A 19,246-nucleotide genomic window follows, 5' to 3' on the forward strand; every position below is an offset into this window, starting at 1 on the left:
GACCTGGGACGCCCTCGCCCCACGTCCGCAGGCGCACCGGATCAGCTGACCGGCTGAGCCTGGGGATGGGCCTCGTGCCAGGCGTCCCAGATGTCGCTGCGGAGTCGGCCTCGCGGTGGCACGTCCATCCCCTGGTCCTTGGCCCACCGCCGCACCTCGGCCACCGGCGGTGTCGGCGCGGATTGTGAGGGCTCCGGTCGGTGGAGCGCGGGGACAACGGGCTGGGCGGGCGGCTGGGGCAGGATCTCGGGGGGCGTGGCGGTGAATCCGCGGCGTCCGAGGATGCGGCGACGCTTGTGGTGCATGCGTTCCAGCCAGGGCACGTCCGCGTCGAGGTAGTCGTGGGCCTCGACGTGGGACTTCTTCGTCTCGGTGTTGCGCATGATCCGGCCGACCTGCTGAATCACCCGTCCCTTGAAGGAGATCGGGCTGGCGAGGAACAGGGTGTCGAGCCTGGGGGCGTCGAATCCTTCGCCGGCCAGCTTGTCGATGGCCAGCAGCACCGGCGGGGTGGTCGTTTCATCAGACAGGCGGGTGCGGACCCTGGCTCGCTCGGCCGGCGGCATGCCGCCGTGCAGGAGCAGCGGTTCGATGCCGTGCGCGGCGAGGGACGTGGCGAGTTGGTGGAGGTGTTCGACCCGGTTGCTCAGGGCCAGGCTGCACCGTCCGCGCCGAAAGGCGTCGGCGATGTCGGCGGCGATCTGGGTGTTGCGGTCGCAGTTCGCGGCGAGTTCGCTGTAGATCGCCTGGAAGGAGGCGCCGTCGTCGCCCGGCTCGTCGGTGGTGAACGAGGTGGGGTGGACGATGAGGTGCTTGGCGAAGGCACTGGCGTCGGCGATCTCGTGTCGGATGGGTCCGCACTGCATGGTGATCAGCGGATCCATCTGGTCCGCCCGGTAGGGGGTGGCCGACAGGCCGATCCATCGAGGGGCGCGGGCTTTGCGGATCGCGGCCTCGGCCCCCTGGGCGCCCACGGCGTGGCACTCGTCGACGACCACCAGGCCGTAGCCGTCCAGCAGGCCGTCGGGGGCGTCGCGGTGGCTGAGTGTCTGCAGCATGATCAGGTCGACCACGTGGCTGCGGCGGTCCTTGCCCGCGCCCAAGGAACCGACGCGGCCCTCGCCGAGGTCGAGGAACGTGGCCAGACGGTCCTGCCACTGGGACTGCAGCTCGGAGCGGTTAACGATGATCGCGGTGGGCGTCCTGTGGTGGGCGATCAGCGCGCAGGCCATCACGGTCTTGCCCGAGCCCGGCGGCGCCACGAGCACTCCGCTGGTGCGACCCTTGACCGCGTCGACCGCGCGGGCTTGCACTTCGGTCAGCTCGCCGGTGAAGAATGCGCTGATCGGCGCGGCGTCCGCAAGTTCGCTGGTGACCGTGAGTGTGCCGCCGGCGGCGGCGATGAGCTGGGCCGCTTCGTCGCGCAGCCCGCGCGGCAGCCTCAGCCAGTCCGGGTCGGTGGCGTCGAAGGAGCAGACCAGGCGCGGGGTGTCCCAGGTGGAGTACCGCTGGCTCTGGCGTCGGTAGAACTCCGGGTTGTGGAACGACGCCGTGTGCTTGAGCGCGGCAAGCAAGGCGGCCGGCAGGCCCTTGGTGGAGATCGCGAGCATCGCCGACAAGCGGGCCTCGACGACCTCGGGGGCCTTGCCCAGCGCGCGCCGCCGGGGCTTGGGCGGCAGGACCGGCACGGTCGCCGACGGGCCCGCCTTGACCTCGCCGAGCTTGTCGACGAGCGCCTCGACCTGGGCCGGGGAGAGCCGCTCGGCCTGGGACAGGTGCGCGAACTGGTCGGGGTACGGCTCCCAGGTGTGCGGGTCGCAGAACACCGTGGTGCCCTTGAGGCGGGAGGCCCCCTGCAGCGGGAGCGCGATCAGGTTGCCGAACCGAGCGTTGCCCTTGGCGTTCGTCGGCAGCAGGTCCTGGGCGGGGAAGAGCCGGTCGTAGCTGGACAACGTCATCTGCCCGCGGACGTCGATCGCCCGGCGCAGCAGCGCCATCCCCAGCGTGCGGGCGGTGACCGCGGCGACGGGGTCAGTGAAGAAGGTCCACACGTGCGCGCCCGCCCCGGAGCGGGAGACCTCCACCAGGGCGGGGACACCGGCGTCGTGACAGGCTGAGGCGTAGGCGGCCGCATCGCCGCGCCAGTCGCTGCCGTCCTTGCCGTCGAAGTCGACCGCCAGAAGCCGGCAGGTGTCATCAGCCAGCAGCGGGTACAGCCCCAGGTGGGTCTCCCGGGCGCCGGGCTCGGGGCGGGAGAGGTGGTTGTAGACGGCCCGGTCCGTCAGCGGCCAGAACACCCGCTCGGCATCGGCCTTGTTCTTGGCGAACGGGTTGTCCTCGGCGGGGCTCCAGCCCGTCCGGCCCGACTTCGCGCTCACCCATCGGGTGGCGTAGACGTCCTCGCGGCCGGCGAACAGCGCCCGGAACAGGGCGATCTTCGCCTCCGTCCCGGAGGACGCGTCCGCGTACGGCAGCCCGTGGCCGCCTTCCGTGATGACCGGTGGGGGAGGCTCGGGGACCGGAGCCAGCGCCCGTGGCGCGTCGCGTGCGGGAACTCCCAGCCGGGTGCGCAGACACCGATTCTCGGCTCGCACCCCGGCGAGCTCCGCGCGTAGTTCGGCGTTCTCTTCGAGCGCCACATCGAGGCGGATGCGCAGTTCGGCCAGGTCGTTACAGTCGTACCAGTCCTCCACCCCTCCATGATCCGGATTCGCGTCCGTGGAGAGGCCGCCGTTTTCGCGTAGATTCCCACGGGGTGATCGAGCCGATGGCCTACCCGTCCGGCGCCGGCCCGCCGGCCGCCCAGGCTTGCGCGGCCGCGAGGTACCGGCAGGTGGCGATGCGCGGCCGGCCGGGACGCGGCGGCATTCGCGTCCCGGGTGCGGACTGCCGGTTCCAGGCGCGCGGACCGCGGGGCTTGTCTGTCCCTTTCAGCCGCGGGGCCGGGGCCATTTCTCCCGCAGCCACGCCAGGTCGGTCTCGGCGTGGATGCGGGCCGCTCGCTCACGGGTGAACACCGCGTTCGTCTTGGTCAGGACCAGGGTGTAGGGGCGTCCCTGACGCCGGGTGGTGTGGGACACGGGCAGGCCGGCCAGTTCGATACGGCTGTGGATGTGGCGACGTCGGTCCTTCGCAAGCGGCCAATCCATGACCCGACGGGTGCGGGAGGTGAGGAAGGCGTCGAGGTCGGGGCAGAGGCCGCAGCCGGACCGGCAGGTACCGGCCGGGGTGAGTGACCAGTCGTCCGCCGCGCGTACGGGGCGGGTGACGGCCGCGGTGAGCCGGGCCTCGCAGTGGTCGGCGAGCGTCTGGAAGGCGTGGGCCGCGGGTGCCCCGTCTCGTACGGTCGTCGGTCGGCGGGCCGCGGTGCGTAGGGCCGGGAGCAGGCAGTCCAGGGCGGTGTCCGGCAGGCCGCGCAGCGCGGTGACGATCGTGTCGGCGGTTTTCGGGTCGCACGCCTGCAGGATGCGGGCCAAGGGAGCTCCCAGCCGTTCCATGCCCGCGCGGCGCTCCGCCTCGCGGCCCACGTCGAGCCAGCCGGTGAGCTGCTGCTCGGCCGCTTGCCAGACGCCCTCGACCAGCGGTGCCGCCACCGCGTCTCCGGCACCGTCAGCGGTCCGCAGCGCGGCACAGAGGCCGGGCAGAGACTCGAGCCACGCTGCGCGATCCGCCCCGGTGTACGCGGCGGCCGGGCCGAACCAGCTGCCGACGGCCCCGCGCGACCACGTCGGCCCGTACCGTGCGGCCGCTTCCGCGAGATCGGGGACGTGCCGCTCGCCCAGGGTCTCCACCCCGAAGGGCGCAAGGAGCATCGCGGCGGTGTCCGCTTCCTCCAGTCCCACCGCGACGTGCAGGGCGGCAGTGAAGAGTGGAGCGGCCGCTTCGCCCGAACCATGATGCTTCCAGATCGGGGCGAGCGACCGGGCGAGCGTACGCGCCAGCTCCAACTCCCCGGTGTCCAGGTGGCCCTGGAGTTCTCGCAGGGCTCCCTCGGAGCCGGCCTCGGCGCGTGCCGCGAACGAGCGTTGCCGGGGCCAGAGCACCACTGCGGCCCGCCGGTACCAGCGGTCCAGGGTGTTGCCGTAGTTGCCCATGTAGCCCTCGTACTCGGACTGGTAGGGCGTGAGGTCCTTGTTCTCGGTGGTGGCGCACACCTCGGCGTACGAGACGGGCAGGGAGATCTGCTCACCGTCGGCGCCGTCGGGGCGGGTCCACCAGTCGAGGGTGATCGCGTCGTCGATCAGGTCGCCCAGCTCGTAGTCGGAGAAGTCGCCACTGCGGCGGCGCTCGGCCCCGGGCTCCCCGTCGGGGTCGAGGAGGCACTCGCCCTCGCACTCCTCGTCCTCGCAGCCGTCGAAGTGCTCGACATCGCCGTAGTAGTCGTAGCGGTCGTAGGGCGGTACGGCGTCCCAGGTCTCCTTCACCTCGGCCAGTGCGAGGACCGCCTCGCAGCCTGCCTGCCCGGCGGCCTGGCGGAGCCGGGTGGCACGCGTGGCGTCGGCACCCTTGAGGCGGTCCCAGTCCAGACCACGCTGGGTGTACTCGTGGTCGAGGAGGTACACGAGGCGGTTCGGGGGCGCCGTCTTCTGGCGGCCGTAGGCGTAGCGCTCTTCGGCCGGCTCGGTGAAGTGTTCGGTCAGGCAGTGGGCCAGGTCGGCGGCCGGGCCGTCGTCGTCCTCGCCGGCCGGGCGGGTGCGTTCGGCGAGGAGGTTCATGGTGAGGGTGACGCGGTAGCCGGACTTGACGGGCTTGACCTCGTGCAGGCAGTCCGCGTAGAAGGCAGCGAAGGTCAACTTCTCCCGGGACGCCTGGTGGACGACGCTCCGGCCGGCGTGCGAGACGACGAGTTCACCGCCGGTGTGGTGCGAGGGCAGCGAGACCACCAGGGTGCCCACCATGGAGTCGTCCTTCTCGGAGTCCTGGTGCGGCAGGAAGAACTGGCCCTTGCCGTAGACGAGCAGCGCGTGCGGTTCGGCCCGCAGGACGGTGGCGGGCGGCAGACCGAGCGCGGTACGGACGCCGTCGAGGACGCCGCTCAGGGTGCGGTCCCAGTCGGGGCCGCCCAGGGTGATCCGGTCCGGGGTGATCTCCCAGGTATCGCGCACGCTGGTGTCGGCCAGGGTCTGCTCACCGCGGCCGAAGCGGGCCTGCCGGGCCTGCGCGATCAGCTTCTTGGTGACCGGAGCGCGCAACGGCAGGGGCAGCACCCCGACGCCGTCGACCTCGATCCGCAGCGCGCGGGCGGACATCTCGATGCGAGTACTGAAGTCCCCGCATCGCTCCGAGGCGTCGAGCAGCTTCGCCAGTCGCTTTCGTGCTCCGTGTCCCATGGTGTTTCGTTCCCCTGGCCGGCAGCGTGCCATTCCCTCTGTCCCGGAAACCCTAGCGCTGCTGGAAGTCCCTGTTCCCAGATGGCAGAACGGCCTTGACATCCGGGGCACCCGCGCAGGTTCAGGGAAGGCCCGGGACGGTGGGGCGTTCAGCGGGGTGGTCAAGGGGGCGGTTCTGTTCCCTGTGGAGATCGACCTCAGCCGGATCTTAGGCGGTACCCGATCCCGGTGCCTACGCGCGGGGATGTCGTGCGGCGACCTCTCTGAGCGGCCGCACCGACGAACGGCCCGGCTTGCGGCAGCGGGAATCCCGGATCGCCAAGGACGACTGACGGGCGCCGCCCGCCACCAGTCGTGCGAGCCGCACCTCTGGCCGGCTGCTCACGTCATCGCCCGTCGCGCCGTTCCGGTCCGTAGGGGCTCCATCCCTTGAGGTACGGCTTCAGTTCCGCCGGTGTGGGCTCACGCGTGTGCGGCATTCCTGGAAGCCGGGTCAACGGGTCGATCGACCCCACGTACCCCCTTGCCCACCGCAACCAACGCCGGGCCGAGGCCAAAGCCGCCTCGTCCACAGCACCGTCCAGCTCGCCGATACGACGTTCCGATACCGTGCAGTACGCGCTGAGGGCAGCGGCCTCTTGCCAGCGCCCGACCTCTTCGCGAAGCACCTCGGCGAGTTGACCGCGAACAACTCGTTCCTTCGCCACGTCCATGGCCGCTTGCCAGCGAACTTCACGTTCTGCCCTGGCCTGCTGTTCATCCTGCCTGCGCCGAGCGTCCTCCACCGCCCGTGCCTCGATCTCTCCAAGGATCACGCCCAGGGCTTCTGCAAGCGTCCGGCTCTTCCGATCCCGCCAGCGACCTGGCCGACCAGTCGGACCATGGGCGAGCTCTATGACGAGACGAGCAGAGCGCTCCGGATCTGTGGACTCCGGGAACTCCTGCCTGGCAGTGACGGTATACGCGAAGCCGTCGACAGCGACGTCCACTCCGCCCTCGCGCGCGAAGAAGGACGACCGCGCCTTCCTCACCTCGTGCCCTCGCCGTACCGCCTCAGCCGCCAGTCCCTGCACCAACAGGAGCGACCTACGGCGCAGCGCAGACGGCATCACCAGCCGACTCTCGTCCTCTTTGAGCGCGGCCACCATCGGATGCAGGCGCCCCAGTCGCGCAGGGACAGGAACCAGACCCCCGCCCGCCTTCGGCCGCCGACTCCGCGCGTTGGGATGCGGGCCCTCAGCGAGGAAAAGTTCCAGCCCCGGAGCGCCGTACGGGACCTTCTCTATGCGTTTGCCCATCGGTTCCAGGCCGTGCCGCTTCGCGTAGTTGACGACGCGCCGCCACTCTACGGCCTCGTCGTCATCGGGATCAGTGATCCGGATGCGCCCTTCGTCGACGAGCCGGTCGATCAGCTCCTGTGCCTTCGCCCGCCGGGCCCGCGCGACGGGCCGCTCACTGTAGGGCGTCCGAGGCTTGGCGGGCACCATGGACTCACTGGCGCCGGCGTACGCAGAGCCGTCGTCGATCACAAGGAGCCCCCGATCCCGCAAGGCATCGACCGAGCGCCAGTCACCTGCCGTCCAAAGTCCAGGACTTTTGCCGGCAACGGGGCCAGATCATGGCGCCGCCTGGTCTCTTCCGGGACATCTGACCAGCAGGACTCAGTAGGCCTGCGCTCAGCGTCACCTGCCCTCGGCGCCCCACCGATATACGCCCACCTGACAGAGTCTGATCTGCCCAACCAGGTCGCCTGATACCCCATCAGAACGAGCGCCAAATGAGCGTCATTTCAGCGTCGAGATATCGCCTGTAACGCCACACCGCACATAATGCGCACGCAAGAAATCGCAGGCCGGGAGCCCTCTACGACCGGCTCCAAGATCGCCAAGACTCCACGTGCTACATCCTCGCATCAACGACGCCGCGCTGAAGTGGACGCTGTCCCGGCTGCGAGTCGAGCCGGTCACCCAGGCCCTCGCCCAGTCCGCCGCCGGCCTGCTGCGCACGGCCGGGCTGCACGGTCATAAGTACGCCATCGACGCCATACTCTGCGCCACTGCAATCGCCCAGCCGGGCCGCGTCACCATCCTGACGTCCGGCATCGAGGACATCACCATGCTCACCACCGACCCCATCCGTGTAACCGTGGAGAAGATCTGATCCCCGCCGCTGCACCCGCGTGGTTCGGCGGCGCGCCAGCAGCTCGCCGATCTCTGCCTTGAGCGCTTCCGCCTCGGGCTTCGTCCCGTGCACGGGCGCGATGAAGTCGTCGGCGTCACACACAAGCCGGAAGTCCGGCCGCCCCATCCTGCGCCGGTATCGCCGACGCCAGGGCGGAGTCATCTCCGCGTCCCAGATCCGCGAGAAATGCCGGTCCAGGAACGAGAGATAGATGTTGGCCGGCAGCGGGGAGGCGACTCCTCCTTGCGGAGCGCTGCACGCCGCCCGCCGAAAACTGGCCGAGGCCGCCCTGGACGCCTACGCGAACGGCGAGCCGGTCGGCCGGATCGCCGAACGCACCGGCCAGAGCACCACCACTGTCTGGAACACCCTCTCCGCCCACGACACCACACACCACACCCGCATCAACGGCTCCACCTGACAGCCACCGGTTCCTTCCGAGCTCGGTGCACACGCCGCCGGACGAAGTCCGCGGCCTGTGAAGCCGGTTTGCTGGTGTTCGGTCAGAAGAGCGCCAGGCCTTCGCCGCTGGTGTCAGCTATGACGGGCCGGGGTTCGGCAGGGAGGCCGTCCAGGCGGTCGGGACCGGCTTCGGCCGCCACAGCAGGGGCGGTCTCTGCCAGCCAGGTGCCGAACTGCTCGACGGCCTCCCGGTAGGGCACCCGTGCCAGGATGCGGTGCTCGCCGGCGGGGCAGAAGTCGACGGAGACGGTGAGCAGGCAGGAGCGAGGTGTGTTCTGGCTGCCCGTCCACGAGACGCGCAGCACTCCGCAGGGCTTCCGTCCGCGGGAGTCAGGATGGGTGGGGCGCAGGGTGCGGTAGGCGGTGTGGGCGGTCCATGCGGCGAGGTGGGGCAGAGGCAGGGTGGTGCGGGTGCGGCAGCCCGGACAGCGGTGCCAGTGGCGCAACCAGCCGACCGCGTCGGTGTCGAAGAGGCGGTGGTAGCGGCTGGCGACGCGGATGTCGTTGTCGTACAGGTGGTCGGGGCGTTCCAGTGTGTTGCAGGACGGGCAGACCGGGGCGCGGACGTAGCCGTGTTCGTGGCAGTGATCCAGCACAGCAGCCGGCGCCGTGCCGCAGACGGCGCACACCCACCCGGCCACCTGGCGGGACATGCCCGGCTTGCGGCTCAGCACCGAGTACAACTGACCCCGCAGCTCCCCCGTATACGGGCGCTGCGAGATGGCTGGACCGTTCACGCCCGTCGGGGACTGGCTGTCGGTGGCTCGGGGACCCCGGCGATGCTGTTCGGTGACAGCTGTCTCCGCCTTGCCGACCCGCGTGGTGTGCAGCCACTCGGCTTCGGCGTGCTCGGCCGTGTCCAGCAGCCTGACCACAACCCGCGGAAGCCACCACGACCACTCCACCCCGTCACGGGACCGCTGCACCAGCAGCCGCCAGTCGACCCCCGCCAGATGAGACCCCGGTCCGGGCTCATGGCCGGCCTGCCGTCCGGGATGATCTGCCTCTTGCAGTTCCCAGCTGATGCGCCGACGCCAACCACGCAGCGTTCCACCCGGGCGCTCCTGCTCTGGCGCACCACGGAACGGACCGATGCGGACCAGATCCAGGGCGTCCACCTCCACCGCGTTCCATGCCGCCGCCGCCCGGCGCACCTCAGCCTCCGGAACTCTCCACCAGCCGTCCTCCGTCATCACCAGCTCCACCACACACGTACCGAGCAAGACATAACGCCCCAGCCGGACATCAGAAGGAAAACAGGTGAATACTGCGGAAGTCGTCGGTACCGCGCTACCGGCCGTCAGGCCGGCCCACACACGGTCGGCGGCGGCCGGAGTGACCAGATGATCTGCCCGGCCCGGGGCAACACGCTCGGCCATACCGAAAGACTAACGACCGGCACCAGCGCACCGACAGCCAGTGCCTGGTTCTGGTGCCGGGAGAGCCGCCTGGCTAGCGGCGGGTGCCCAGTGCTGACGGATGATCTTCTCCGTGGGCTTCCGCCCACGACCAGCATGAGCACTCCGAGCAACAATCACACCAGCCCTTTGACCTCCAACTTCAGGTTGGCGAAGGCTCCGTGACCCGCGAACACATAGACGAGCACGGACTTCGTACCGGATCGGCCCGAAGGCCGACTGCAAGGAGCGGTTCCCGATGGTGGGGCCGCTGCTGACGAAGAAGGTCAACCTCGACCTGGTGGCCGCCCACTGCGCATCACTGGGACGATCTGCTGCGGCTTGTGGAGTCGCTGAAGTACGGGCCCGCAACCGCCTCCCTGATCGTCGGCAGGTCCCACCCTGCGGAGTGCCCACCCCGGTGGTGATGCCTGGCGAGGAGTCGACCCTGCTCATGCCCGGCGATGGTCGCCCCCCCCACCGTCGACTTGGAGAAATAGGCCGCTCCTCATGGGCGCGAACCTCTGATCGAGCATCAGGCCCACGCCAATTCCTGCGGGGGCCTCCGGTATCTTCGGGGTTCAGAGGATTTGCTCGATGTGCTCGAAGATGTCGGCGTCCGTCTCCTGCTGCCACTCGGGGAGGACGTCCCAGTCAGCCACATAACCCGGCTTCGGGTTCTCGATGTGCTTGTGGATCTGCGCGATCCAGCACAACGCGACGAACCGGCCCTTCTGCTCCCGGCTGAGCTTGGCCGTCTGCCCGCCACTCGCGTGGACGAAGCCGCGCACCTGACCGTAGACGGCCGCCGCGGACTGCCGTTCCCACCCCGGCGTCTCGTCCCACGGCGTGATGTAGCCCGGCTTCGGCTCACCGGGGAAGTGCTTCTTTACCCCGGCGATCCACGCGTCGCGGAAAATCCGGCCGTCCTCGCTCACGCTGTCGCCGTTCGTCATCAGGCAGTCGCTCCGATCTTCTGGGAGAACCGGCGCAGCCCCGGCATCTCTGGGTGCATCATCAGCAGCTCCGCCGCGATCCCCCGGACCTTCGGCCGGGTCGCCTCCTCCGGCGCGTATGAAGCCAGGGCGCGGAGCGCGTGGAACGTCTTCTCCGGCTCGTCGAGCGCCTGCCAGACCCGGGCGACGTCCATGCACAGGCTGCGACGGCCACCGCTGCGTCCGTCGTCGGTCAGCCGGTATCCGTCGACACGCACATCAGAAGGGATCTTTGGCGATGACTGCGAACCCCGGCTGGAAGCCGCTCGAAATCACTCCGGAGGGCTCCGCCACGGGCCGCCGGGGAGCCGCGGGGGCTACTGGCCCGCCTGGCGGACTCCCCTGGCCTCCAGAACCTGCTCGACGAGGAGAAGGCCCTGGTGTTCCGGGGCTTCGAGGTCACCGAGGAGGAACTCGACCCGGTACTGGACGCACTGCTGCCCAACCCCCAACCGGCTCGCGTACGTCCACGGCAACTCCCCGCGCACCCGGGTGGGCTGTAACGTCTACACGTCGACCGAGTACCCGGCCGAGTTCACCATCTCGATGCACAACGAGCTCTCTTACGCGCATCGCTGGCCGGCCCGGCTGGCCTTCTGCTGCGTCACCGCGCCCACGACCGGCGGCGCCACCCCGGTCGTGGATGCCCAGCTCTGGCTGGAATCGCTGGACGACGAGGTGCGCGAGCGGTTCGCCGACGGCGTCCGCTACACGCAGAACCTGCACGGCGGTGCCGGACTCGGCAAGAGCTGGCAGGACACCTTCGAGACGACCGACCGCGAGGAGGTGGACCGGTTCCTGGCCGCCTCGCAGGCCGACAGCCAGTGGCAGCGCGACGGCAGCCTGCGGGTCACCCAGCACCGGCCCGCCACCGTCCGGCACCCGCGGACGGGTGCGGAAGTCTGGTTCAACCAGTCCGACCAGTGGCACCCGGCCGCGCTCGGCGACGAGACGGCGGCCGCACTGACCCGGCTGATGCCCCCGGAGCAGCTGCCGCAGTCGGTGACCTTCGCCGACGGCGAGCCGATCGCGGCCGAGTACGTGGTGCAGGTGCGCGACCGCGGTCTGGCGGCGGCGGTCGATGTGGACTGGCGGGCTGGTGATGTCATGGTGATCGACAACATTCTGGTCGGTCACGGCCGGCGCCCCTACACGGGACCGCGCCGGCTGCTGGTCGCCATGTCGGACTGAGCGGCCGAGCCGGCCGGGCGGCGACGCGGGACGTGCCGGACGTGCCGGACGTGCCGGACGACAGCAAGAGGAGAGGGGTGAGGGCGGATGGCGACGGCCGGAGTGAGCGGCGCGATACCGCGGCGGCCGTGGCTGGCGCTGTGGTCGGGCGCGCTGTGGGGCGGCTGCGCCCATCTCGCGGCCGACGGGGTGATCGCCCTGGCGGCCGCTGCCGTCCTGCTCGCGCTGGTGGCCGGAATCGCCCTGCTGCCCGTCGCGTTGTCCGGGGTACCGGTCGTGGTCGCCGCGGGCTGGGCGCTCGGCCGGCTCGCGGCCCTGGAACGCCGCCGCTTCGCCGCGACCTGCCGGGTGGAGATCCCCACGCCGCCCCCCGCCCGGCGCGTCGGGCCGCTGCTGCCCGCGCTGCGCTCGCTGGCCCGCAACCGCTGCGCGTGGCGGGAGCTCGGGTACTTCGTGGCGCTGATCCCGGTGTCGGTGGTGACCGGGGCGGGGGTCGCGCTGGCCTGGGCCGTGCCGCTCACGCTCGTAGCGCTGCCCGGCTACTACGACCGGCTGCCGCGCGGCCGGGCAGCTCTCGGCCCGGTCTCCGTGGACGGGTTCGGCGAGTCCCTTCTGGTCTCCGTGGCCGCCGTGCTGTTCGGAGTGTTCGTGTCGCCCGTCCTGGTGCGTGCGCTGACGGCGTTCGACACGGCGCTCGGGCGGGCCCTGCTGGCGCCGCCCCGGGATCTCGAGCTCACCGAGCGGGTCGTGCAACTGACTTCGAGCCGCGATCTGTTGCTCGCAGCCGTCGAGGCGGAACGCAAGAGGATCGAGCGCGATCTGCACGACGGGGCGCAGCAGCGGCTGGTGGCCGTGGCGATGACCCTGGGCCGGGTGGTCTCCCGTCTGCGCAAGTCGGGTGACGAGGCGACGCGGGAGATCGTCGAGGCCGCCCGCGAGGACGCCCGTGCGGCCATCACGGAGCTGCGGGAACTGGCCCGGGGCCTGCACCCGCCCGTGCTGACCGACCGGGGCCTGGGCGCCGCGCTCACCGCCGTCGCGGCCCGCGCACCCGTACCGGTCACCGTGGACGTGCAGGCGGAGCCGCGGCCCCCGGCCGCGGTCGAGTCCGCGGCCTACTTCGTGGTGACGGAGGCGCTGACCAACGTCGCCAAGCACGCAGGGGCCTCCCGGGCGTGGGTGGAGATCCGCCGGGACGGCAACCGACTCCGTGTGATCATCGGTGACGACGGTGCGGGTGGGGCGGATCCGGCCCGCGGCAGTGGGCTGTCGGGGCTGGCCGGCCGGGTCGCGGGGATCGACGGCACGCTGACGGTGACCAGCCCGCCCGGTGGACCGACTCTGATCGAAGTGGATGTGCAATGCGGGTAGTGATCGCGGAGGATTCCGCCCTGTTGCGGCAGGGCATGGTGCTGCTGCTGGGCGAGGAGGGTTTCGAGGTGGCGGCCGCGGTCGGCGACGGTGAGGCCCTGCTGGCCGCCGTGGCGGAACACCGGCCGGATGTCTGCGTCGTGGATGTGCGGATGCCGCCGACGTTCGTCGACGAGGGGCTGCGCGCGGCCCTGGTGATCCGCAGCCGCTGGCCGGGGACCGGGGTCCTGGTGCTTTCCCAGTACGTGGAGGAGCGGTACGCCTTCGACCTCTTGGGCGAGAACACCGGCGGGATCGGCTACCTCCTCAAAGACCGTGTCTCCGACGTGGACGACTTCGTCCAGACGCTGGAACGGGTGCGGGCGGGCGAGACGGTGCTCGACCCGGAGGTCGTCAAGCAGTTGCTGACCCGCAGCCGCCGCCAGGACCCGCTGACGGCGCGGGAGCGCGAGGTGCTGGCGCTGATGGCCGAGGGCGAGTCCAACGCGACCATCGCGACGGCCCTGACGATCACACACAGCGCGGTCGGCAAGCACATCAACAACATCTTCGCCAAGCTGGAACTGCCCAAGGAGGACGGCGGCGGGCACCGGCGCGTCCTCGCCGTCCTGCGCTACCTGGGAGCCTGAGATCCGTACGTCAGCACGTCCGGCGTCGGCGCGGGAACGCGGGTGGACCGTCGGCGGCGGCCTCGCACTGCTGGTCGTGACCGTGGCCTGCGCCTGCCTGGGCATCGTCGCCCTGCTCGCCGCCCCCCGCGATTTCGAGCAGGCGCTGCGGGCCGATGCCGCGGGCAGTTCCCTGCTGGAGGTCGAGACCGAGGGCACTTCCGTCTCGCTGCGGCCGGGCACCGATTCCGAGATACGGGTCGTGGCGACGGGCACCTGGTCGGGCCCCCGGCCCGAGGTGTCGGTCGGCTCGGGGGACGCCCGGGTCTCCGTCCGGGCCACGTGCCGCACGGGCTGCTCCCTGCGGCTGGACATCGCTGTCCCGGCCGGGCTGGCCGCCCGGGTGGGCGCGGGCTCCGGTGCGATCACCGCCAGTGGCCTCGCCAGCCCGCTCGATCTACGGACGGGTACCGGGACCATCGATGTCCGCGGTGCGGCCGGCCCCGTCGGGCTGCGCACCGAGTCGGGCACCGCCACCCTCGCCGACAGCCGCTCCTCCCAGGTGTCCGTGGAGACCTCCCGGGGCGCGGTGCGGGGGGACTTCGCCGAACCGCCCGTCGCGCTCGACGTGGTCACGGACACCGGCGCGGTCGACCTCGCCCTGCCCGCCGGCACGGAGTACGCCGTCGCGGCGCACAGCGAGACGGCCCCGATGATCAGTCTTCCGGTCAACCGCACGGCCCGGCACGCCGTGACCGTGCGCACCGGCAAGGGCGGAATCCGGATCCACTGATCCCCTCGGGGTGGTGCAGGCACCACCCCCACAACTGATCCGCAGTTCATTGTTCCGGAATGGGCCAGAAGGTGTACTTGCCAGCATGACCGTCACACGATTCGGTGTCGAACTCCGCTCCGTCGCAAAGACCTACCGTTCCGGACCCGAGCCCGTCGTGGGCCTCGACCGGGTGAGTCTCGGCTTTCCGTTCGGCACCTTCACCGCCATCATGGGGCCGTCCGGCTCGGGCAAGTCGACACTGCTGCGCTCGGCCGCGGGACTGGAGGCCATCGACAGCAGGACCGTGCTCGTCGGCGGCACCGAGCTCGACGGTCTGGGCGACCGGGAACTGACCGTACTGCGCCGCGAGAAGATCGGCTTCGTCTTCCAGTCGTTCAACCTGCTGCCGTCCCTGACGGCCGCTCAGAACGTCGCGCTGCCCCTCAAGCTGTCGGGCCGGCGGCCCAAGAAGTCCGAGGTGCTGGCGGCGCTCGACTCGGTCGGGCTGGCCGACCGGGCCCGGCGCCGACCGGGCGAGCTGTCCGGCGGCCAGCAGCAGCGCGTGGCCATTGCGCGGGCGTTGATCAGCCGCCCCGCGGTCGTCCTCGCCGACGAGCCGACGGGCGCCCTGGACACCAAGAGCGGGCGCGAGGTGCTCGGTCTGCTGCGCGCCCTGGCGGACGACGGCGACCGCGCGGTGATCATGGTGACGCACGACCCGGTCGCCGCCTCCCGCGCGGACCGCGTCGTCTTCCTCACCGACGGCAGGCTCGCCGGCTCCATCGATGCCCCGACGGCCGAGCAGGTGGCCGCCCGTATGACCAGCCTGGAGGCCGTCGCATGCTGAGCGTCGCCTTCGCCACCCTGCGCGTGCGCTGGGTGTCCTTCGTCGGCACCTTCGTCGCGCTCGCCTTCGGTGTCGGGCTGATGGCGACGGCGATCCCGGTGATCGCCGCGACCGGCAGCGTCGTGGACTCCGCCCGGCAGCGCTGGTCCGAGGCGCCGGTCGTCGTCGTCCCGAACAGCACGGTCGACGTCGTCGGCACGTCCGGTCAGGCGCAGAGCACGGCGCTGCCCCAGCAGCCGGGCCTGACCGCGCAGCTCGTGGCGGCCGTCGCCGCGACCGGGCGGGTCATCGAGGACCACAGTTTCTACGCCCAGCTCGAGGGCGGGCCCAAGGACCAGGTGGGGCGCGGCTGGTCGGCGCACGAGGCCGGCGGCTACCGCCTGGCGGGCGGGCGGCCGCCCGCCGCCGACGACGAGATCGTGGTGGGCGGCGGTGCCACCGCGCTCATCGGGAAGCAGCTGCGCCTGACGACCGGTACGGGACCGCGCACCGCCACCGTCACCGGTGTCACCGACGAAGTTCCCTTCGAGCACGCACTGTTCTTCTCCGACGGCGCGGCGGCACGACTCTCACCCGCCGTCGATGCCCTGGCCGCCTACGGACCGGCCGACGAGGTACGCAAGGCCGTGGCCGCGGCCGGCGGCGCCCGTGTCTCCGTCCTGACCGGCAGCGAGCGGGCCGTCGCCGACCCCCACCACCTCGTCCTACTGGCCCAGATGGACAGCGTGGACACCCCGCTCGGTCTGGCGGCCGGGGTGGCCGGATTCGTCGCCGTCTTCGTCGTCGCCGGAACCTTCGCGCTGTCGATCGCGCAGCGTCGTCGGGAACTGGCCCTGCTGCGGCTGGTCGGATCCACCCGGCGCCAGCTGCGCCGGGTGATCTGGTGCGAGGCCGTGCTCGTCGGCGTGCTCGCCTCGACCGCGGGCGCTCTGATGGGCCTGGCCGGTGCCCCGCTGGCCCGTAACTGGCTGGTGGACCACTCCATCGTCACCTCTGACTTCACGGTGCCGGTGCCCTGGTGGGCGCTGCTGAGCGCCGCGGGCATCGGCATGGTCACCGCGCTGGCCGGCGTCATGGTCTCGTCCGTACGGGCGGGCCGGGTCGCCCCCGGCGAGGCGCTGCGGGACGCGGCGGTCGAACGGAGTTCCCGGGCCGGGAAGCTGGTGCGTTGGGTTCTCGGCGGGCTGGCTCTGGCTGCGGGCGTCGCGGCCGTCTCCGGTACGGCCGCCGTGCAGCCGGAGGCCGGCTCGAACGCCGCCGCCTCGGCCTCCCTGTGCCTGCTGATCGTCGGCGCTTGCGTCACCCTCGCCGGCGTGGTCGCCGGGCCGCTGATCAGGTTCCTCACGGCGCTGCCCACCGCGGCCGCCCGGCGCCGCGACCCCGACGCGGAGGAGGCGGGCGGCGTCGTGTGGACGACCGCCCGGCAGAGCGCGCTGACCGCGTTCCGCCGCACGGCCGCCACCAGCACCCCAGTGGTGATCATCATCAGCCTCGCCGGCTGCCTGCTGGGGACGATCAACACCATCAACGCCGCCCAGGTCAGCAACGTCCGCCAGCAGCTCTCCCGTTCGGACTTCGTCGTCTCGCCGGCCGGTACGCCGGGCCTGAGCCAGGCCGTGGTCCAGCGGGTGCGGTCCGTACCCGGGGTCACGACCTTGGTCAGCACACCCACGATGCTGCTGGCCGACCGCGGCCCCAAGCCCGCGGTCGCCCGCTCGGCGGCCGCCGTCGACGCGGCAGCGCTGGAGTCCCTGTCCGCGCTGAAGGTGTCCGAGGGCTCGCTCTCCGCTCTCGGCCCCGAGTCCGTCGTGGTGAGCAGCATCTGGCCGGGTTCACCGCACGCCGGTGACACGGTCAGGCTCTGGCTGGCGGACGGCACCCCCAAGCAGCTGCGGGTCGCCGCCGTGCTGGCGCCGGGCAACGACAGCGTGCGGGCGTACGTGGACTCCGCGTACGCGGGCTCCGGCCTGCCGGGCCGGATCACCGTACGGGTGCGGGACGGCGCGGACCTCGCGGGGACGGCTTCGGCCCTGGAAGCGGCCGTGCACGGTCTGGGGGCGAAGGTGAGCACTCCCGACGAGGTCTCGGCCGCGCCCACCGACGCCAACGCGGAGAGCTCCCGCAACGGCATGCTGATGATCCTCGGTCTGTCGGTCCTGTACGCACTGCTCGCGCTGGCCAACACCCTTGTGATGACGGTCAGCGACCGTCGTCGCGAGCTGGCGATGCTGCGGCTCGCCGGCGCCACCAGGGGGCAGGTGCTGCGGGCGGTGACGGTGGAGACGCTGATGTGCGTCGCGGCGGGCGCCGTGATCGGCGCGGCCGCCTCGGCCATCAGCATCACCGGCTCGTGGGCGGCGCTGACACGACTGGTCGGCGAGACCCCGGCCATGGTGCCCTGGGTCCCGCTCGGCGAACTGCTCGCCGTGAGCGCCGCCGTCGCGCTGGCGGCGGCCGTGCTCCCCGCGGCCCTGGCCCTGCGGGGCGGCGACGGGCGCAGCATCCTCGCCGGGATCAGCGGCGAGGCCGGCTGATCCGCCCCTCCCCATACGGAACCGGCCCCGCAGCCTTCATGGCTGCGGGGCCGGTTCCGTGCCGGGTGCGCGGGCCGGCGGCTCAGCCGGTAGCGGACTCCGCCGACCGGGCCTCGGCGCGCACCGAGGGGCTGAACACGACGGTGACGGTGAGCACGAGGATCAGGGCCCCCACGGCCACGCCCGTCCGGGCCGCGCCCGCCCAGGCGAGCGCGTCACCGCCCACGAGGGAGCCGAGCGCGTTCGCCCCGGAGGTCAGGAAGGCCGAGGTGCCCATCACGCGGCCCTGCAGTTCGTCGGGGGTGGTGCGCGTCATGTAGACGTTGCCGGTCACGTTGAAGAGGCTGGCCACGAACATGTTCCCGGCGGCCACCGCGGCGATGGCGACCGGGCTGGTCAGGAAGGCCATGGACGGCATGAGGACGAGCCACGCGAGGTGGCCGAGCACGGCCGTCGTGCAGAGGCTGAACCGGGCCGCCCACCACCCGGCCACGACCGCCCCGAGCAGGGCTCCGATCCCGGCGACGGACGCGACCACGCCGAGGACCGCGGGTGTGCCGCCGTTGTCCTTGACGACGACCATCATGGTGAGGCCGAGCACGTGGAAGGCGAGGTTGCTGCCGGCGAAGACGGCCGTCATGACGCGCAGGAACCTGCGCCGCCACAGCCAGCGGATCCCGTCCTTGATGTCGACGTGCAGGCTCTTCGGCGGTTCGGTCGGTGCGGGCCGCAGGTCGCGGCGCAGGAAGAGGACGCACAGCAGCCCGATGACGTTCGCCACCGCCGTGAACGCGAACGGCATCCAGCGGGACATCGTGAACATCAGTCCGCTGAGCGGCTGTCCGAGGAGCCCGATCGCCGCGCCCCTGGCCTGGTTCTGCGGCAGGGCCGCGGGCAGCCGGCCCGGCGGCACGACATTGCGTACGACGGCCTGCTCGGCACGCTGGTAGAAGATGCCCAGCGAGCCCTCCACGAAGGCCGCGGCCATCACGAACGGGACCCACACCTGCCCGGCGAAGGCCGCGGCGCCCACCGCGAGGAAGGCCGGCAGCCGGATCGCGTCGCACCACAGCATCACCTTGCGGCGGTCACAGCGGTCAACCAGGGCGCCGGCGGGCAGTTCTTCAGACGAACACCACTCGTTGGGCCGCAAGCCGGGCCATGACCGTCCGGGCGGCCACGCTCAGGCGTTCCCGGTCGCCCTCGCCGTACCCGAGCCAGGCGACCTCGGCGATCTCACTGTGCGGTGCCGGTACGCCCACGTGCTCGGCGCTGTGGCAGGCCATCCGCACCACCGTGCCCGGCCCCCCGCCGTGGGCCGGCGCCTCCACCACGAACTGGAGCGCCACGCTCTCCGGCAGCAGTTCGACGCCCAGTTCCTCGCGCACCTCGCGGACCAGCGCCTCCCGGACGCTCTCGCCCGGCTCCGGCTTGCCGCCGGGGAGGTAGAAGGCGTCCCGGCCGTGGGTACGTGCGACCAGGAGGCGGCCGCTGTCCAGGCACAGCCACGCCGCCTTCTCGATCACCTCGGGGACGGAGTCCATCGCTGATTGCC

General features: G+C 71.6%; 16 protein-coding genes and 1 pseudogene. 8 read left to right on the plus strand and 9 right to left on the minus strand.

Annotation, left to right across the window (positions count from 1 at the left end; genetic code table 11):
- Positions 1-41: 41 nt before the first annotated feature.
- The 3 genes from R4Z63_RS04445 to R4Z63_RS04455 all read right to left on the minus strand — a co-directional run bounded on the left by R4Z63_RS04445 (position 42) and on the right by R4Z63_RS04455 (position 6,859).
- On the minus strand, positions 42-2,693 hold the full coding sequence (locus R4Z63_RS04445; protein WP_384455070.1) for a TOTE conflict system archaeo-eukaryotic primase domain-containing protein: 2,652 nt from the start codon (positions 2,691-2,693) through the stop codon (positions 42-44).
- A 237-nt stretch (positions 2,694-2,930) separates the two neighbouring features.
- Positions 2,931-5,330, minus strand: a complete 2,400-nt coding sequence (locus R4Z63_RS04450; RefSeq protein ID WP_384455067.1) for a 2OG-Fe(II) oxygenase — start codon at positions 5,328-5,330, stop codon at positions 2,931-2,933.
- Positions 5,331-5,716: 386 nt separating this feature from the next.
- Positions 5,717-6,859 carry a hypothetical protein gene (locus tag R4Z63_RS04455; protein WP_384455064.1) on the minus strand — a complete coding sequence of 381 codons (1,143 nt, stop codon included), beginning with the start codon at positions 6,857-6,859 and terminating at the stop codon, positions 5,717-5,719.
- 361 nt (positions 6,860-7,220) lie between these two features.
- Here R4Z63_RS04455 and R4Z63_RS04460 point away from each other — a divergent pair.
- Both R4Z63_RS04460 and R4Z63_RS04465 read left to right on the plus strand, forming a co-directional pair.
- Positions 7,221-7,490: pseudogene (locus R4Z63_RS04460) on the plus strand (DNA-binding protein); the annotation flags it as partial.
- 232 nt (positions 7,491-7,722) lie between these two features.
- Positions 7,723-7,932 carry a hypothetical protein gene (locus R4Z63_RS04465; protein ID WP_384455061.1) on the plus strand — a complete coding sequence of 70 codons (210 nt, stop codon included), beginning with the start codon at positions 7,723-7,725 and terminating at the stop codon, positions 7,930-7,932.
- Positions 7,933-8,014: 82 nt separating this feature from the next.
- Here the strand turns inward: R4Z63_RS04465 and R4Z63_RS04470 are convergent, their stop codons facing one another.
- The 4 genes from R4Z63_RS04470 to R4Z63_RS04485 all read right to left on the minus strand — a co-directional run bounded on the left by R4Z63_RS04470 (position 8,015) and on the right by R4Z63_RS04485 (position 10,817).
- Positions 8,015-9,166 (minus strand): endonuclease domain-containing protein, encoded by a 1,152-nt coding sequence (locus tag R4Z63_RS04470; protein ID WP_384455059.1) that lies wholly within the window; start codon positions 9,164-9,166, stop codon positions 8,015-8,017.
- A gap of 785 nt (positions 9,167-9,951) precedes the next feature.
- Positions 9,952-10,326, minus strand: coding sequence for a hypothetical protein (locus tag R4Z63_RS04475; RefSeq protein ID WP_384455056.1), 375 nt, complete (start codon positions 10,324-10,326; stop codon positions 9,952-9,954).
- Entirely contained in the window at positions 10,326-10,583 is a 258-nt protein-coding gene (locus tag R4Z63_RS04480) for a hypothetical protein (protein ID WP_384455053.1), read from the minus strand. The genes R4Z63_RS04475 and R4Z63_RS04480 overlap by 1 nt, the downstream gene beginning before the upstream one ends.
- Before the next feature lie 99 nt (positions 10,584-10,682).
- Positions 10,683-10,817 (minus strand): hypothetical protein, encoded by a 135-nt coding sequence (locus R4Z63_RS04485; protein WP_491522516.1) that lies wholly within the window; start codon positions 10,815-10,817, stop codon positions 10,683-10,685.
- Between the two features lie 40 nt (positions 10,818-10,857).
- Between R4Z63_RS04485 and R4Z63_RS04490 the strand changes: the two genes are divergently transcribed.
- The 6 genes from R4Z63_RS04490 (at position 10,858) to R4Z63_RS04515 (ending at position 17,691) form a co-directional block, all read left to right on the plus strand.
- Positions 10,858-11,556 (plus strand): TauD/TfdA family dioxygenase, encoded by a 699-nt coding sequence (locus R4Z63_RS04490; RefSeq protein ID WP_491522517.1) that lies wholly within the window; start codon positions 10,858-10,860, stop codon positions 11,554-11,556.
- An 87-nt stretch (positions 11,557-11,643) separates the two neighbouring features.
- Positions 11,644-12,927, plus strand: a complete 1,284-nt coding sequence (locus R4Z63_RS04495; protein WP_384455047.1) for a sensor histidine kinase — start codon at positions 11,644-11,646, stop codon at positions 12,925-12,927.
- Positions 12,918-13,556 carry a response regulator gene (locus tag R4Z63_RS04500; RefSeq protein ID WP_384455044.1) on the plus strand — a complete coding sequence of 213 codons (639 nt, stop codon included), beginning with the start codon at positions 12,918-12,920 and terminating at the stop codon, positions 13,554-13,556. The genes R4Z63_RS04495 and R4Z63_RS04500 overlap by 10 nt, the downstream gene beginning before the upstream one ends.
- A 76-nt stretch (positions 13,557-13,632) precedes the next feature.
- Entirely contained in the window at positions 13,633-14,328 is a 696-nt protein-coding gene (locus R4Z63_RS04505) for a DUF4097 family beta strand repeat-containing protein (protein WP_384455041.1), read from the plus strand.
- An 85-nt stretch (positions 14,329-14,413) separates the two neighbouring features.
- Positions 14,414-15,157 carry an ABC transporter ATP-binding protein gene (locus tag R4Z63_RS04510; RefSeq protein WP_384455038.1) on the plus strand — a complete coding sequence of 248 codons (744 nt, stop codon included), beginning with the start codon at positions 14,414-14,416 and terminating at the stop codon, positions 15,155-15,157.
- Positions 15,151-17,691 carry an ABC transporter permease gene (locus R4Z63_RS04515; protein WP_384455035.1) on the plus strand — a complete coding sequence of 847 codons (2,541 nt, stop codon included), beginning with the start codon at positions 15,151-15,153 and terminating at the stop codon, positions 17,689-17,691. Before R4Z63_RS04510 ends, R4Z63_RS04515 begins: the two co-directional genes overlap by 7 nt.
- Before the next feature lie 82 nt (positions 17,692-17,773).
- Here the strand turns inward: R4Z63_RS04515 and R4Z63_RS04520 are convergent, their stop codons facing one another.
- Positions 17,774-18,844 (minus strand): MFS transporter, encoded by a 1,071-nt coding sequence (locus tag R4Z63_RS04520; protein WP_384451958.1) that lies wholly within the window; start codon positions 18,842-18,844, stop codon positions 17,774-17,776.
- A complete protein-coding gene (locus tag R4Z63_RS04525) occupies positions 18,816-19,235 on the minus strand; it encodes an NUDIX hydrolase (RefSeq protein WP_384451955.1) in 420 nt (139 codons plus the stop codon). The genes R4Z63_RS04520 and R4Z63_RS04525 overlap by 29 nt, the downstream gene beginning before the upstream one ends.
- Positions 19,236-19,246 lie beyond the last annotated feature (11 nt).

It is taken from the genome of Streptomyces sp. PL-29 (genome assembly GCF_058344425.1).

Coding starts and splice junctions, on each gene's coding strand:
- R4Z63_RS04515 (WP_384455035.1), top strand. CDS start 15,151: ATGCTGAGCGTCGCCTTCGCCACCCTGCGCGTGCGCTGGGTGTCCTTC.
- R4Z63_RS04450 (WP_384455067.1), bottom strand. CDS start 5,330: ATGGGACACGGAGCACGAAAGCGACTGGCGAAGCTGCTCGACGCCTCG.
- R4Z63_RS04500 (WP_384455044.1), top strand. CDS start 12,918: ATGCGGGTAGTGATCGCGGAGGATTCCGCCCTGTTGCGGCAGGGCATG.
- R4Z63_RS04495 (WP_384455047.1), top strand. CDS start 11,644: ATGGCGACGGCCGGAGTGAGCGGCGCGATACCGCGGCGGCCGTGGCTG.
- R4Z63_RS04470 (WP_384455059.1), bottom strand. CDS start 9,166: ATGACGGAGGACGGCTGGTGGAGAGTTCCGGAGGCTGAGGTGCGCCGG.
- R4Z63_RS04510 (WP_384455038.1), top strand. CDS start 14,414: ATGACCGTCACACGATTCGGTGTCGAACTCCGCTCCGTCGCAAAGACC.
- R4Z63_RS04525 (WP_384451955.1), bottom strand. CDS start 19,235: ATGGACTCCGTCCCCGAGGTGATCGAGAAGGCGGCGTGGCTGTGCCTG.
- R4Z63_RS04465 (WP_384455061.1), top strand. CDS start 7,723: ATGTTGGCCGGCAGCGGGGAGGCGACTCCTCCTTGCGGAGCGCTGCAC.
- R4Z63_RS04475 (WP_384455056.1), bottom strand. CDS start 10,326: ATGACGAACGGCGACAGCGTGAGCGAGGACGGCCGGATTTTCCGCGAC.